General features: G+C 59.2%; 13 protein-coding genes. 10 read left to right on the forward strand and 3 right to left on the reverse strand.

The window, feature by feature from the left end; genetic code table 11:
* The first annotated feature begins 107 nt into the window (after window positions 1-107).
* The 7 genes from apaG to J1G18_RS00220 all read left to right on the forward strand — a co-directional run bounded on the left by apaG (window position 108) and on the right by J1G18_RS00220 (window position 8181).
* On the forward strand, window positions 108-488 hold the full coding sequence (apaG, locus tag J1G18_RS00190) for a Co2+/Mg2+ efflux protein ApaG (protein ID WP_134787470.1): 381 nt from the start codon (window positions 108-110) through the stop codon (window positions 486-488).
* On the forward strand, window positions 488-1369 hold the full coding sequence (locus tag J1G18_RS00195) for a symmetrical bis(5'-nucleosyl)-tetraphosphatase (RefSeq protein WP_223006909.1): 882 nt from the start codon (window positions 488-490) through the stop codon (window positions 1367-1369). Before apaG ends, J1G18_RS00195 begins: the two co-directional genes overlap by 1 nt.
* A gap of 33 nt (window positions 1370-1402) precedes the next feature.
* Window positions 1403-1732: a thiosulfate sulfurtransferase GlpE gene (glpE, locus tag J1G18_RS00200; RefSeq protein WP_098965914.1), complete on the forward strand. Its 330-nt coding sequence runs from the start codon at window positions 1403-1405 to the stop codon at window positions 1730-1732.
* A gap of 294 nt (window positions 1733-2026) precedes the next feature.
* Window positions 2027-3949 (forward strand): PrkA family serine protein kinase, encoded by a 1923-nt coding sequence (locus tag J1G18_RS00205; RefSeq protein WP_003228848.1) that lies wholly within the window; start codon window positions 2027-2029, stop codon window positions 3947-3949.
* 107 nt (window positions 3950-4056) lie between these two features.
* A complete protein-coding gene (locus J1G18_RS00210; protein WP_003228849.1) occupies window positions 4057-5328 on the forward strand; it encodes a YeaH/YhbH family protein in 1272 nt (423 codons plus the stop codon).
* A complete protein-coding gene (locus tag J1G18_RS00215; protein WP_027610714.1) occupies window positions 5325-6887 on the forward strand; it encodes a SpoVR family protein in 1563 nt (520 codons plus the stop codon). The genes J1G18_RS00210 and J1G18_RS00215 overlap by 4 nt, the downstream gene beginning before the upstream one ends.
* Window positions 6888-6951: 64 nt before the next feature.
* Window positions 6952-8181: a multifunctional CCA addition/repair protein gene (locus J1G18_RS00220; protein ID WP_223006910.1), complete on the forward strand. Its 1230-nt coding sequence runs from the start codon at window positions 6952-6954 to the stop codon at window positions 8179-8181.
* Window positions 8182-8261: 80 nt separating this feature from the next.
* On the opposite strand, the gene folK is transcribed toward J1G18_RS00220, so the two are convergent.
* Both folK and folB read right to left on the reverse strand, forming a co-directional pair.
* Entirely contained in the window at window positions 8262-8780 is a 519-nt protein-coding gene (gene folK, locus J1G18_RS00225) for a 2-amino-4-hydroxy-6-hydroxymethyldihydropteridine diphosphokinase (protein ID WP_223006911.1), read from the reverse strand.
* A complete protein-coding gene (gene folB, locus J1G18_RS00230) occupies window positions 8771-9127 on the reverse strand; it encodes a dihydroneopterin aldolase (protein ID WP_003228857.1) in 357 nt (118 codons plus the stop codon). The genes folK and folB overlap by 10 nt, the downstream gene beginning before the upstream one ends.
* Window positions 9128-9201: 74 nt before the next feature.
* Between folB and plsY the strand changes: the two genes are divergently transcribed.
* Window positions 9202-9771: a glycerol-3-phosphate 1-O-acyltransferase PlsY gene (plsY, locus tag J1G18_RS00235; protein WP_027610711.1), complete on the forward strand. Its 570-nt coding sequence runs from the start codon at window positions 9202-9204 to the stop codon at window positions 9769-9771.
* Window positions 9772-9806: 35 nt separating this feature from the next.
* Here the strand turns inward: plsY and tsaD are convergent, their stop codons facing one another.
* On the reverse strand, window positions 9807-10832 hold the full coding sequence (tsaD, locus tag J1G18_RS00240) for a tRNA (adenosine(37)-N6)-threonylcarbamoyltransferase complex transferase subunit TsaD (protein ID WP_210556546.1): 1026 nt from the start codon (window positions 10830-10832) through the stop codon (window positions 9807-9809).
* A gap of 199 nt (window positions 10833-11031) precedes the next feature.
* Between tsaD and rpsU the strand changes: the two genes are divergently transcribed.
* Together rpsU and dnaG are read left to right on the forward strand one after the other, a co-directional pair.
* Window positions 11032-11247, forward strand: coding sequence for a 30S ribosomal protein S21 (gene rpsU / locus J1G18_RS00245; protein WP_002551877.1), 216 nt, complete (start codon window positions 11032-11034; stop codon window positions 11245-11247).
* A 481-nt stretch (window positions 11248-11728) separates the two neighbouring features.
* The gene (dnaG, locus tag J1G18_RS00250) at window positions 11729-13693 is read left to right on the forward strand and encodes a DNA primase (RefSeq protein ID WP_007966496.1); all 1965 of its coding nucleotides are present in this window, start codon (window positions 11729-11731) and stop codon (window positions 13691-13693) included.
* Window positions 13694-13707: the final 14 nt, after the last annotated feature.

Raw genomic sequence — 13707 nt, forward strand, 5'->3', positions numbered from 1 at the left:
TGTACGCTATCGGGCAGGACGCCACTCTGGTTTACTGCCGGATACTTGCCTAGACTGATTCCCCATCAGCTACGCCTCGCGTTCCGCTTTGCTTAAGGCCCTTTTGCATGTCCGATTCTCGTTATCAGGTCGACGTCAGTGTCGTTACCCGCTACCTGGCAGACCAATCGCAACCCGAGCACAACCGCTTCGCCTTCGCCTACACCATCACCGTGCAAAACAATGGCGCGCTCCCGGCCAAGCTGTTGTCGCGGCATTGGGTGATCACCGACGGTGACGGGCATGTCGAAGAAGTGCGCGGCGCCGGTGTCGTCGGCCAGCAACCGCTGATCGACACAGGTAAGAGCCACACTTACAGCAGCGGCACAGTGATGACCACCAAGGTCGGCACCATGCAGGGCTCTTATGAAATGGTCGCCGACGACGGCAAGCATTTTGACGCGATCATCAAGCCTTTCCGCCTCGCTGTGCCCGGAGCCTTGCACTGATGACGACGTACGCCGTCGGCGACCTGCAAGGCTGCCTCGAACCGCTCAAATGTCTGCTCAAGCAAGTGGCTTTCGACCCGAAGCTCGATCGGCTGTGGCTGGTCGGCGACCTGGTCAACCGCGGCCCGCAATCGCTGGAGACCCTGCGTTTTCTCTACGGCATGCGCGATTCGCTGGTTTGCGTACTGGGTAACCATGACCTGCACCTGCTCGCTGCGGCCAACAACATTGAGCGCCTGAAGAAGTCCGATACCCTGCGCGAGATCATTGAAGCCCCCGACGCAGCCGATCTGCTCGAGTGGCTGCGCCAGCAGAAACTCATGCACTACGACGAACAACGCGAAGTAGCCATGGTGCACGCAGGCATCCCACCGCAGTGGTCCTTGCGCAAGGCCCTGAAGTACGCGGCCGAGGCCGAAGCGGCACTGCGTGACGACAACCTGTTTCCGCTGTATCTCGATGGCATGTACGGCAATGAGCCGGCGAAGTGGGACAGCGAGCTCACGGGCGTGACCCGCCTGCGCGTCATCACCAACTATTTCACCCGCATGCGCTTCTGCACCGCCGACGGCAAGCTCGATCTCAAAAGCAAGGAAGGCCTGGACACTGCCCCGCCCGGCTATAAGCCATGGTTCCAGCACAAAGAGCGCAAGACCCGCGGCCTGCGCATCATTTTCGGCCACTGGGCCGCGCTGGAAGGCGATGTCCGTGAACCGGGCATCTCGGCACTGGACACCGGTTGTGTCTGGGGCGGCAGCCTGACCCTGATGAACGTCGACAGCGGCGAGCGCGTGTCATGCAAATGCGATGAACACGGCGGGCTTGCGCCATCAGTCGCACCACTTATCCCCGAAACTCCGCCAGTCAGCGCCCCGCGTTAGACTGCGCACTCTGCCGAGCTACAGGAACCCGCCATGAGCGAATTCAAACGAATCCCCCCGGAACAGGCCCATGCCCTGCGTGAGCAAGGCGCAGTCGTGGTCGATGTCCGTGATCCTGCAACTTTTGCCGCCCTGCATATCAGCGGTTCGAAGCATCTGGACAACCACTCGCTGCACGCCTTCATTCAAGGCGCCGACCTCGATGCACCGACCGTTGTCGTCTGCTACCACGGCAATTCCAGCCAGGGCGCGGCCGCCTACCTGATCAGTCAGGGTTTCTCCGACGTCTACAGCATGGACGGTGGCTTTGAGTTGTGGCGTACGACTTATCCGTCGGAAACCGCGCAAGGCGCCGCCGAATAATTTTTTTGTCACGTGCAGGCCCCGGCTGCCGTGGGCCTGCGCGGGGCAGACGAACGGTCTGCCACAACTAATTACGTATCTCGCCTTTACCTCCCGAATTCCCAACTATCCTTAAGCCCAGGCCATCCAAAACAGGGGAGAGCCGGTACACCGGCGCACGGGTCATCGGGAGTGACTTTCAAGGTTGTCGACCGCGAAAGTGTTCTGGGGGGTAAACAGGCAGCCACCACGGCTGCTTGCCAGCATCGACTGAGTGATCCGGCGTCGGCTCCACGTATCGAGCGAGGTGACGTCATGAGTATCTTTAGCCACTTCCAACAACGCTTCGAGTCCACACGCCAGGAAGAACTCTCGCTGCAGGAGTACCTGGAGCTGTGCAAAAAGGACCGCAGCGCTTACGTTTCCGCCGCCGAGCGTCTATTGATGGCCATCGGCGAACCCGAGCTGCTCGACACGTCGACCAACTCGCGGCTGTCGCGGATCTTCTCCAACAAGGTGATTCGTCGCTATCCGGCCTTTGAAGACTTCCACGGGATGGAAGAATGCATCGACCAGATCGTCTCGTATTTCCGCCATGCCGCCCAAGGCCTGGAAGAGAAGAAACAGATCCTCTACCTGCTCGGCCCCGTCGGTGGCGGTAAATCGTCCCTGGCCGAGAAGCTGAAACAGCTGATGGAAAAAGTGCCCTTCTACGCGATCAAGGGCTCGCCGGTATTCGAATCGCCGCTGGGTCTGTTCAACGCCACCGAAGATGGCGCGATCCTCGAGGAAGACTTCGGCATCCCGCGGCGCTACCTGAACACCATCATGTCGCCGTGGGCGACCAAACGCCTGGCCGAATTCGGTGGCGACATCAGCCAGTTCCGTGTGGTCAAACTGTATCCGTCGATCCTCAACCAGATCGCCGTGGCCAAGACCGAACCGGGTGACGAGAACAACCAGGACATCTCGGCGCTGGTCGGTAAGGTCGACATCCGCAAACTCGAGGAATACCCACAGAACGACGCCGACGCCTACAGCTACTCCGGTGCGCTGTGCCGGGCCAACCAGGGCCTGATGGAATTCGTCGAAATGTTCAAGGCACCGATCAAGGTGCTGCACCCATTGCTGACCGCCACGCAGGAAGGCAACTACAACAGTACCGAAGGGCTGGGGGCGATTCCGTTCACCGGGATCCTGCTCGCGCACTCCAACGAATCGGAGTGGCACACCTTCCGCAACAACAAGAACAACGAAGCGTTCATCGACCGGATCTACATCGTCAAAGTGCCGTACTGCCTGCGGGTCAGTGACGAGGTGAAGATTTACGACAAATTGCTGTTCAACAGTTCGCTGGCCAAAGCACACTGCGCCCCCGACACCCTGAAGATGCTGGCGCAGTTCACCGTGCTGTCGCGCCTCAAGGAACCGGAAAACTCCAACATCTACTCGAAGATGCGCGTCTACGACGGGGAAAATCTCAAGGATACCGATCCGAAGGCCAAGTCGATCCAGGAATACCGCGATTCGGCGGGCGTCGACGAAGGCATGAACGGTCTCTCGACCCGCTTCGCGTTCAAGATTCTGTCCAAGGTGTTCAACTTCGATCCGCATGAAATCGCCGCCAACCCGGTGCACCTGTTGTATGTACTGGAACAACAGATCGAGCAGGAACAGTTCCAGGCCGAGACCCGCGAACGCTACCTGCGCTACCTCAAGGAATACCTCGCGCCGCGTTATATCGAATTCATCGGCAAGGAGATCCAGACCGCTTATCTGGAGTCTTACAGCGAGTACGGGCAGAACATCTTCGACCGCTATGTGCTGTATGCGGACTTCTGGATCCAGGATCAGGAATACCGCGATCCGGAAACCGGCGAGATTCTCAACCGTGTCGCCCTGAACGAAGAACTGGAGAAAATCGAGAAACCGGCGGGCATCAGCAATCCGAAGGATTTCCGCAACGAAATCGTCAACTTCGTGTTGCGCGCCCGAGCCAACAACAACGGCAAGAACCCGACCTGGCTCAGCTACGAGAAACTGCGGGTGGTCATCGAGAAGAAAATGTTCTCGAACACCGAAGACCTGCTGCCAGTCATCAGCTTCAATGCCAAGGCGAGCAAAGAGGATCAACAGAAACACAACGACTTCGTTACTCGAATGGTCGAACGCGGCTACACCGACAAACAGGTAAGACTTCTGTCCGAATGGTACCTACGGGTCCGGAAATCGCAGTAAAACAGCTACAAGCTTCAAGCTACGAGCTGCAAGAAAAAAGCATGTGAACGCTGTGCTTCTACTTGCGGCTCGCAGCTCACAACTTGAAGCTGCCCGGAGGGCCACGTATGAGCTATGTGATCGACCGACGTCTCAATGGCAAGAACAAGAGCACGGTGAACCGCCAGCGCTTCCTGCGGCGTTACCGTGATCACATCAAGAAGGCTGTCGAAGAGGCAGTCAGCCGCCGTTCCATCACTGACATGGAACACGGCGAACAGATCAGCATTCCCGGTCGCGATATCGACGAACCGGTGCTTCACCACGGTCGCGGCGGCAAGCAGACCGTGGTTCATCCCGGCAACAAGGAATTCACTGCCGGCGAACACATCGCCAGGCCTCCGGGGGGCGGCGGTGGACGCGGTCCCGGCAAGGCTGGCAATTCCGGCGAGGGCATGGACGAATTCGTTTTCCAGATCACCCAGGAAGAATTCCTCGAGTTCATGTTCGAGGACCTTGAACTGCCGAATCTGGTCAAGCGCAACCTCAGTGGTACCGACACCTTCAAGACCGTGCGCGCGGGGATCAGTAACGAAGGCAACCCGTCGCGGATCAATATCATCCGCACCCTGCGCTCGGCCCACGCCCGGCGCATTGCGCTGTCCGGCAGCAGCCGTGCCAAACTGCGCGAGGCCAAAGAGGAACTGGCGCGATTAAAGCGCGAAGAGCCGGACAACTTCGGCGATATTCAGGAACTCGAAGCGGAAATCGAGAAACTCAGCGCGCGCATTCACCGCGTGCCGTTCCTCGATACTTTCGACTTGAAATACAACCTGCTGATCAAGCAACCCAACCCCAGCTCGAAAGCGGTGATGTTCTGCCTGATGGACGTGTCCGGCTCGATGACCCAGGCGACCAAGGACATCGCCAAACGCTTTTTCATCCTGCTGTACCTGTTCCTCAAGCGGAACTACGACAAGATCGACGTAGTGTTCATCCGCCATCACACCAGCGCCCGGGAAGTGGACGAGGAAGAGTTCTTCTACTCGCGGGAAACCGGCGGCACCATCGTCTCCAGCGCCCTGAAGCTGATGCAGGAGATCATGGCCGAGCGCTACCCGAGCAACGAATGGAACATCTACGCCGCGCAGGCTTCCGACGGCGACAACTGGAACGATGACTCGCCGATCTGCCGCGACATCCTGATCAATCAGATCATGCCGTTTGTGCAGTACTACACTTATGTGGAGATCACCCCGCGCGAACACCAGGCCCTCTGGTACGAATACGAACGCATCGCCGAAGCCTTTTCCGACACGTTTGCCCAGCAGCAACTGGTCTCGGCCGGGGATATCTATCCGGTCTTCCGTGAACTCTTCCAGCGCAGGTTAGTGACATGACCGCCAAAGAGCAGAAACGCCAACCCATTTCCACCGGCTCCGAATGGACGTTCGAGCTGATCCAGGCCTACGACCGCGAAATCGCCCGGATTGCGGCCGGCTATGCCCTGGACACCTATCCCAACCAGATCGAAGTGATCACCGCCGAACAGATGATGGACGCCTATGCCTCGGTCGGCATGCCACTGGGCTATCACCACTGGTCCTACGGCAAACACTTCCTCAGCACCGAGAAATCCTACAGCCGCGGCCAGATGGGGCTGGCCTACGAGATCGTGATCAACTCGGATCCGTGCATTGCCTATCTGATGGAAGAAAACACCATCTGCATGCAGGCGCTGGTGGTGGCACACGCGTGCTATGGCCATAACAGTTTCTTCAAGGGCAATTACCTGTTCCGCACCTGGACCGATGCCAGTTCGATCATCGATTACCTGGTGTTCGCCAAGCAGTACATCATGCAATGCGAGGAGCGCCACGGTATCGATGCGGTGGAGGACCTGCTCGACTCCTGCCATGCGCTGATGAATTACGGGGTCGATCGCTACAAGCGTCCCTACCCGATTTCCGCCGAGGAAGAACGCCGGCGGCAGAAGGATCGCGAAGAGCACTTGCAGAAGCAGATCAACGATCTGTGGCGCACCATCCCCAAAGGCGCGGACAAGTACAGCGACAAGGACAACGCCCGGTTCCCGGCCGAGCCGCAGGAAAACATCCTGTATTTCATCGAGAAGCACGCGCCGTTGCTGGAGCCGTGGCAACGGGAGATCGTGCGGATCGTGCGCAAGATCGCCCAGTATTTTTATCCACAGCGTCAGACTCAGGTGATGAACGAGGGCTGGGCCACCTTCTGGCACTACACCCTGATGAACGACCTGTACGACGAGGGCCTGGTGACTGACGGGTTCATGATGGAATTCCTCACCTCGCACACCAGCGTGGTGTTCCAGCCAGGCTTCGACAGCCCTTACTACAACGGGATCAACCCCTACGCATTGGGTTTTGCGATGTATCGCGACATCCGCCGCATGTGCGAAAACCCCACCGAGGAAGACCGGCGCTGGTTTCCGGACATCGCCGGTTCCGACTGGCTGTCGAGCATCAAATTCGCCATGAGCAGTTTCAAGGATGAGAGCTTCATCCTCCAGTACCTGTCACCGAAAGTGATCCGCGACCTGAAGCTCTTCAGCATCCTCGATGACGACCAGAAGGACGATTTGCTGGTCCCGGCGATCCACGACGAAACCGGTTACCGGATCATCCGCGAAACCCTGGCCGCGCAGTACAACCTCGGCAACCGCGAACCGAACGTGCAGATCTACAGCATCGACCGCCGCGGCGACCGCTCGCTGACCCTGCGTCACCAGCAACATGACCGCAAACCCTTGGGCGATTCCACCGACGAGGTACTGAAACATCTGCACCGGTTGTGGGGCTTCGACATTCACCTGGAAACCCTTCAGGGCGACCAGATCATGAAAACTCACCACGTACCGCCGCGAAGTGAACACAGCGAGGGTGATTACGGTCGACTCGACCTGGCCGTGATTCATCTCTAGATGCGGTTCTGACCTCCGAAAGTCCGACACAAGGGTTATCCTGTCGGGCTAACGGAGGTTTTTTATGCAGATTTTCAAGGTTGGCGGTGCGGTACGCGATCGCTTGCTGGGTATACCGGTCACCGACGTTGATCGGGTGGTGGTGGGCGCGACCACTGAGGAAATGCTCGCCCAGGGCTTTCGCCCCGTGGGTGCGGATTTTCCGGTATTCCTTCACCCGAAAACCGGCGAGGAATACGCCCTTGCCCGCACCGAACGCAAAAGCGGTCGCGGTTATGGCGGGTTCACTTTTCACGCAAGCCCCGAAGTCACTCTGGAAGAAGACCTGATCCGTCGTGATCTGACCATCAATGCGATAGCTGAGGACGACCAGCAGAACCTCACCGATCCCTATCATGGGCAACGCGATCTCGAAGCGCGCATCCTGCGCCACGTTTCCCCCGCATTCGCCGAAGATCCGCTCCGCGTGCTGCGCGTTGCGCGCTTTGCTGCCCGTTATGCCAGTCTTGGCTTCACTGTCGCACCAGAAACACTGGAACTGATGCGCCAGCTCAGCGAGTCCGGCGAACTGCAGGCGCTGACCGCCGAACGCAGCTGGAAAGAAATCTCCCGCGCACTGATGGAAGATCAGCCGCAGGTATTCATCCAGGTGCTGCGCGATTGCGGCGCACTGAAAGAACTGATGCCGGAAGTCGACGCGCTGTTTGGCGTGCCACAACCGGAAGTGCATCACCCGGAAATCGACACCGGCCTGCACACTCTCAGCGTTCTGGAGCAATCAGCGCTGCACAAACAACCGATGACGGTACGCTGGGCTTGCCTGCTGCATGACCTCGGCAAAGGCCTGACGCCGGAAGAGGAGTGGCCACGACATATCGCCCATGAACACACTGGGTTGAAGCTGATCAAAGCGGTCAACGAACGCTTCAAGGCACCGAAGGATTGTCAGGAGTTGGCCTTGCTTGTCGGCAAGTACCACACCCACTGTCATCGGGCGCTGGAATTGAAGGCCTCAACATTGCTGGAGCTGTTGCAGAGCTTTGATGTGTATCGACGACCGCAGCGGTTTGAAGAGTTTGTCGGCGCATGCGAAATGGACGCCCGAGGCCGTAAAGGGCTGGAGCAGAGAAGTTATCCACAGGCCGATTATTTACGCGGCGCTGCCCAGGCTGCGCGGGAAGTCGCGGTGCAGCCGTTACTGGAGAAGGGATTCAAAGGCCCGGAACTGGGCGAAGCGCTGAAGCGAGAACGACTGAAGGCGCTAAAAGCCTACAAAGACAAGGCGTCAGCCTGAAAAGCTTCGCGAGCAAGCCCGCTCCCACAAGGGGAATGCATTCCAAATGTGTGGGCTTGCTCGCGAAAGCGGCCGTTAATTCAACGTAAATCCGAAGACGTCAGTTGCTGCCCACGCCACTCAAAGGCCACCGGCGCCAACACCTGATCAATCTGCGCCTCGGCCCACAACGTCGCGAAGCTTTTCCCCACACCCGGATGCACCCGATCCGGCGCAATCAGCGACAGCGGCCACAGCACAAAGGCGTTTTTCAGAATCTCGGCACGCGGCAGAATCAAGCCGTCGAAGTTACCGGTCAGATCGCCGTATAACAGCACGTCGATATCCAGCGGCAGCCCCTTGCGATCCGGCGCATAGCGCCCGTTATCGGCTTCGATGAATTTCAGGCGCCGATCCAGCTCCATCAAGGGCAGATCGGTAAATGCCGAGACCACGAAGTTGAAGAAAGGCCCGCTCTTGATCCCCACCGGCTGACTCTCGAATACCGCCGAACAGCGGATATCCACCAGAAACTTCGCCAAAGCGTCGAGCCCGGCGCACAAATGGGTTTCGCGCTCGATATTGCTACCGAGCCCGAGGTACACCTGAGTCAGCGACATCCGCGCTCGATCTCCACACCCACGCCACCCTTGGCGGCCGGCACGGCGCCCGGTTTGGTCAGCTTGAGGCGAACCCAGGTGATCTTGAACTCGGCCATCAATACTTCCACCAGACGCTCGGCAAAGGTCTCGACCAGTTGATATTGGGATTGCTCGGCAAACGCCTGGATACGCGTGGAAACGCTGGCGTAATCGAGCGCCAGGGTCAGGTCGTCACCGGCGGCGGCCGGGCGATTGTCCCAGGCGAAGCTCAGATCAAGACGCAGGCACTGTCGAATGCCCCGCTCCCAGTCGTAAGCACCGATCACGGTGTCGACTTCCAGGCCCTCGATAAACACTCTGTCCAAGCACTTTTCTCCGCTGCACGACAAGGGCGCAATGCGCCGTTAGAATCAGGGCGTCCTCGCCCGGAATAGTTAGCATGTTTTGGTTACTGGCGACTCTCGCCTACCTGCTCGGCTCTCTGTCCTTCGCCATTTTGCTCAGCCGCCTGACCGGAAACCCGGATCCGCGAATGAGTGGCTCGGGTAATGCCGGCGCCACCAACATGCTGCGCCTGGTCGGTCGCAAACTGGCGATCCTGACCCTGCTCGGTGATCTGTGCAAAGGCCTGGTACCGGTGCTGATCGCAGCGGCCGCTGGCCTTTCGTTGCAGGATCAGGCCTGGATCGGCGTGTGCGCCGTTATCGGTCACCTGTTCCCGCTGTATTTCCGTTTTCGCGGCGGCAAAGGCGTCGCCACGGCTGCCGGCATGCTGCTGGGCCTGTATCCACCCGCCGCGCTGCTGGCGGTGTGCGCCTGGCTGCTGACGTTCTACCTGACCCGTACCAGCTCGCTGGCGGCGCTGATCGCCACGCCCCTGACCTTGCCCTTACTCGCGTGGCAAGAACCGGAAGCGCTGCTGCCGATGAGCGCGTTGACATTGCTGATCGTCTGGCGCCACCGCGGCAATCTACGCGACCTGTTTGCCGGGCGCGAACGGCATTTTTAAATACCGCTCAGCCACACCGCCAATCGCACCGCCAATCACAGTGCCGACAACTGCTCCATCGGCCAGCGCGCCTGCACGCTGATCGCCAGACTTTCCTGCTGACCAGCCTGCAAACGCTGACAACCGGCAAACGCGATCATCGCGCCATTGTCTGTGCAGAACTCCGGGCGGGCGTAGAACACATCGCCCTGCATGTCGCCGAGCATCTTTTCCAGCGAAGCGCGCAAGGCCTTGTTGGCGCTGACGCCGCCAGCGATCACCAGACGCTTCATGCCCGCGTGTTTCAGGGCGCGCTTGCACTTGATGGTCAAAGTCTCCACCACGGCCTGCTGGAACGCCAGCGCGATGTCGCAACGGACTTGCTCGCTGTCGTCCCCGGCGCTGACGCATTGCTGCCAGGTATTGAGGGCAAAGGTTTTCAGACCGCTGAAGCTGAAATCCAGACCCGGGCGATCACACATCGGACGCGGGAAGGTGAAACGCCCTGCGACGCCCTTCTCGGCCAGCTTGGCGATTTCCGGCCCGCCCGGATAATTGAGGCCCATCATTTTCGCGGTTTTGTCGAACGCTTCGCCGGCGGCATCGTCGAGGGTCTCGCCGAGCAGGCTGTATTGGCCAATGCCATCGACCTGAACCAGCTGCGTATGCCCCCCGGAAACCAACAAAGCGACGAACGGGAATTCCGGCGGTTTTGGCTCCAGCATCGGCGCCAGCAAGTGGCCTTCCATATGGTGCACACCGAGTGCCGGAATGCCCCAGGCAAATGCCAGCGCCTGAGCGCACGAGGCACCGACCAGCAGCGCCCCGACCAGGCCCGGGCCCGCGGTGTAGGCGATCGCATCAATCTCGGTCGGCACGCAGTCAGCCTCGGCCAACACCTGACGAATCAAGGGCAGCATGCGTTTGACATGGTCACGCGAGGCCAGCTCCGGCACCACGCCGCCATAGACGCGGTGCAGGTCGATCTGACTGAACAGCGCGTCGGCCAGCAGGCCGCGTTCGCTGTCGTATAATGCGACGCCGGTTTCGTCGCAGGAAGTTTCTAATCCCAGTACTAGCATGGGTTTGCGCCTTGTTTAGGCTGAATTCGAAGGCGCGCATAATAGTCGCCATGCGATGCCCCGACTAGCGGTTTTCGATCAGAGGCTTTGCATTCCGAGCGATGAGGGGTTAACATCCGCAACCCTTAAAAACCGACGTCTTCAAGTGCTCTTTTGCCGCGAGGATGTTGACCCCGGTAATGAATGAAGGTAGCTCTGGATGCCAGCCGTCAAAGTTAAAGAGAACGAACCCTTCGACGTAGCTCTGCGTCGTTTCAAGCGCTCCTGCGAAAAAGCCGGTGTACTGGCTGAAGTTCGTAGCCGCGAATTTTACGAGAAGCCAACTTCTGAGCGTAAGCGCAAAGCAGCAGCCGCTGTTAAGCGTCACGCCAAGAAAGTTCAGCGCGAACAGCGCCGCGCCGTTCGTCTGTACTAATACACAGACGATCGTAGCAAGCTTCTTGCCTAAGCCCGGCCCTCAGCCGGGCTAATGGCATTTGCGTAAAACGCTTGATGCTTCACCGTCGAAGCCGCACACGCGACCGAGACAAATCTGCTTCACGCGTCAGACCTGGCTCTTTTGCCAGCGGTGCACGTCTTTTCTGACGAGCCTTTCAAGGCTACTGACGAGCACACCCACTGATTCCTCTTACGACGATCAGCCCAAGGCACCTGCATGCGTGCCCGTTTTATTGAGCTATCCGGGGCCATTTATCGGCCGTCAGCGGATTCAGCGCAACACTTTCAAATAGTCGAAAACTGATGAGTACTAACGTCAGTGGTTTTTCGGCAGATACACTTCCCGACAGCGATCACGCAACCGAACCCGGTCGAGCCGCCCATTTTGTGCGCCTCACTCAAGACCTGCGTCCGGCCGCCCTTCGCATCGGACTCATTACAGCGCAGACGAGAACGCCATGGCCGGGCTGATTCCCCAGAGCTTTATTGACGACCTCCTGAACCGCACCGACATCGTCGACGTGGTCAGCTCGCGCGTGCAACTGAAAAAGGCCGGCAAGAACTACACCGCCTGCTGCCCGTTCCATAAAGAGAAAACCCCATCGTTCAGCGTCAGCCCGGACAAGCAGTTCTATTACTGCTTCGGTTGCGGCGCCGGTGGCAACGCCCTCGGCTTTCTCATGGACCACGACAACCTGGATTTCCCCCAGGCGGTTGAGGACCTGGCCAAAGCCGCCGGCATGGAAATCCCCCGCGAAGAAAGTGGCCGCCCGCACAAACCGCGGCAGCCAACCGATTCGCCGCTGTACCCGCTGCTCACCGCCGCCGCCGATTTCTACCGCCAGGCGCTCAAGAGTCATCCGGCGCGCAAGGCTGCGGTGGATTATCTCAAGGGCCGCGGACTGACCGGCGAGATCGCCCGGGACTTCGGTCTCGGCTTCGCGCCGCCGGGCTGGGACAACTTGTTCAAGCATTTGAGCAGCGACACTTTGCAGCAGAAGGCCATGATCGACGCCGGACTGCTGATCGAGAACGCCGAAACCGGCAAACGCTATGACCGCTTCCGCGATCGCGTGATGTTCCCGATCCGCGATACCCGCGGCCGCATCATCGCTTTCGGTGGCCGGGTACTCGGCGACGACAAGCCGAAATACCTGAACTCGCCGGAAACCCCGGTCTTTCATAAAGGCCAGGAACTCTACGGCCTCTATGAAGCACGCAAGAACAACCGCAACCTCGACGAAATCATCGTCGTCGAGGGTTACATGGACGTCATCGCCCTCGCCCAGCAAGGTTTGCGCAATGCCGTCGCGACCCTGGGCACTGCAACCAGCGAAGAACACCTCAAGCGTCTGTTTCGGGTAGTGCCGAACGTTTTGTTCTGCTTCGACGGTGACCAGGCCGGCCGCAACGCCGCATGGCGCGCACTGGAAGCAACATTGCCGTGCCTGCAGGACGGGCGCCGCGCGCGCTTTCTGTTTTTGCCCGAAGGCGAAGACCCGGACACCCTGGTTCGCGCCGAAGGCACTGATGCCTTCAAGGCCCGCATCAACCAACATGCGCAACCGCTGGCCGATTATTTCTTCCAGCAACTGACCGAGGAAGCCGATCCGCGCTCGCTCGAAGGCAAGGCCCATATGGCCACCCTCGCCGCGCCGCTGATCGACAAAGTGCCGGGCGCCAACCTGCGCATCCTGATGCGCCAGCGCTTGACCGAAATTACCGGTCTGAGCAGCGAAACCGTCAGCCAGCTGGCGCAAAGCGCGCCGCAGGAAGCGCCGCCCGCCTACGATCCGGGCATCGATTACGACGCAATGCCGGATTACAGCGACTACCATCAGCCGCAGGCACAAGACATGTATGTGCCGCAGCAGGAGTGGACGCCGAAGAAACCCGGCGCCGGCGGCAAGAAATGGGACAAGAAACCCTGGGACAAGAACGGCAAGCGTGGCGGCGATCGCGATCAACAACGCCCGCGCACGCCGATTGGCGTCGAATCACCGACCCTGACCGCGCTGCGAACATTGCTGCATCACCCGCAACTGGCCGAGCGCGTCGAGGACGCCGGGCACATTGCGGACGAAAATCAGACCAACGCACAGTTGCTTGTGGCGCTGCTCGAAGCCGTACAGAAGAATCCCAAGCTAAACTCATTTCAGTTGATCGCGCGATGGCACGGCACTGAACAGGGTCGCTTGTTGAAAGCGCTGGCGGAAAAGGAGTGGCTGATTGACGGAGAAAACCTTGAACAACAGTTTTTCGACACCATTACTAGCTTGTCAGCCCGCCAACGCGAGCGAAATCTGGAACAGTTGCTCAGGAAAGCGCGTCAAAGCGAACTGAGCGCCGAAGAGAAAAATCAACTGCGCGACCTTTTAAGTCGCAATGTTTCCGCATCAAACCCGACCTCAACTGGCGCGTGAGGTCATAGCTCAGG

This window comes from Pseudomonas sp. MIS38 (assembly GCF_019891575.1).
In the GTDB taxonomy this organism is placed as follows: Bacteria; Pseudomonadota; Gammaproteobacteria; order Pseudomonadales; family Pseudomonadaceae; genus Aquipseudomonas; species Aquipseudomonas putida_A.

What these genes read in the sequence shown, in the direction of transcription:
- J1G18_RS00220 (WP_223006910.1), top strand. Translation starts at nt 6,952, where the DNA reads ATGCAGATTTTCAAGGTTGGCGGTGCGGTACGCGATCGCTTGCTGGGT.
- J1G18_RS00215 (WP_027610714.1), top strand. Translation starts at nt 5,325, where the DNA reads ATGACCGCCAAAGAGCAGAAACGCCAACCCATTTCCACCGGCTCCGAA.
- glpE (WP_098965914.1), top strand. Translation starts at nt 1,403, where the DNA reads ATGAGCGAATTCAAACGAATCCCCCCGGAACAGGCCCATGCCCTGCGT.
- apaG (WP_134787470.1), top strand. Translation starts at nt 108, where the DNA reads ATGTCCGATTCTCGTTATCAGGTCGACGTCAGTGTCGTTACCCGCTAC.
- rpsU (WP_002551877.1), top strand. Translation starts at nt 11,032, where the DNA reads ATGCCAGCCGTCAAAGTTAAAGAGAACGAACCCTTCGACGTAGCTCTG.
- J1G18_RS00205 (WP_003228848.1), top strand. Translation starts at nt 2,027, where the DNA reads ATGAGTATCTTTAGCCACTTCCAACAACGCTTCGAGTCCACACGCCAG.
- dnaG (WP_007966496.1), top strand. Translation starts at nt 11,729, where the DNA reads ATGGCCGGGCTGATTCCCCAGAGCTTTATTGACGACCTCCTGAACCGC.
- J1G18_RS00195 (WP_223006909.1), top strand. Translation starts at nt 488, where the DNA reads ATGACGACGTACGCCGTCGGCGACCTGCAAGGCTGCCTCGAACCGCTC.
- plsY (WP_027610711.1), top strand. Translation starts at nt 9,202, where the DNA reads ATGTTTTGGTTACTGGCGACTCTCGCCTACCTGCTCGGCTCTCTGTCC.
- J1G18_RS00210 (WP_003228849.1), top strand. Translation starts at nt 4,057, where the DNA reads ATGAGCTATGTGATCGACCGACGTCTCAATGGCAAGAACAAGAGCACG.
- tsaD (WP_210556546.1), bottom strand. Translation starts at nt 10,832, where the DNA reads ATGCTAGTACTGGGATTAGAAACTTCCTGCGACGAAACCGGCGTCGCA.
- folK (WP_223006911.1), bottom strand. Translation starts at nt 8,780, where the DNA reads ATGTCGCTGACTCAGGTGTACCTCGGGCTCGGTAGCAATATCGAGCGC.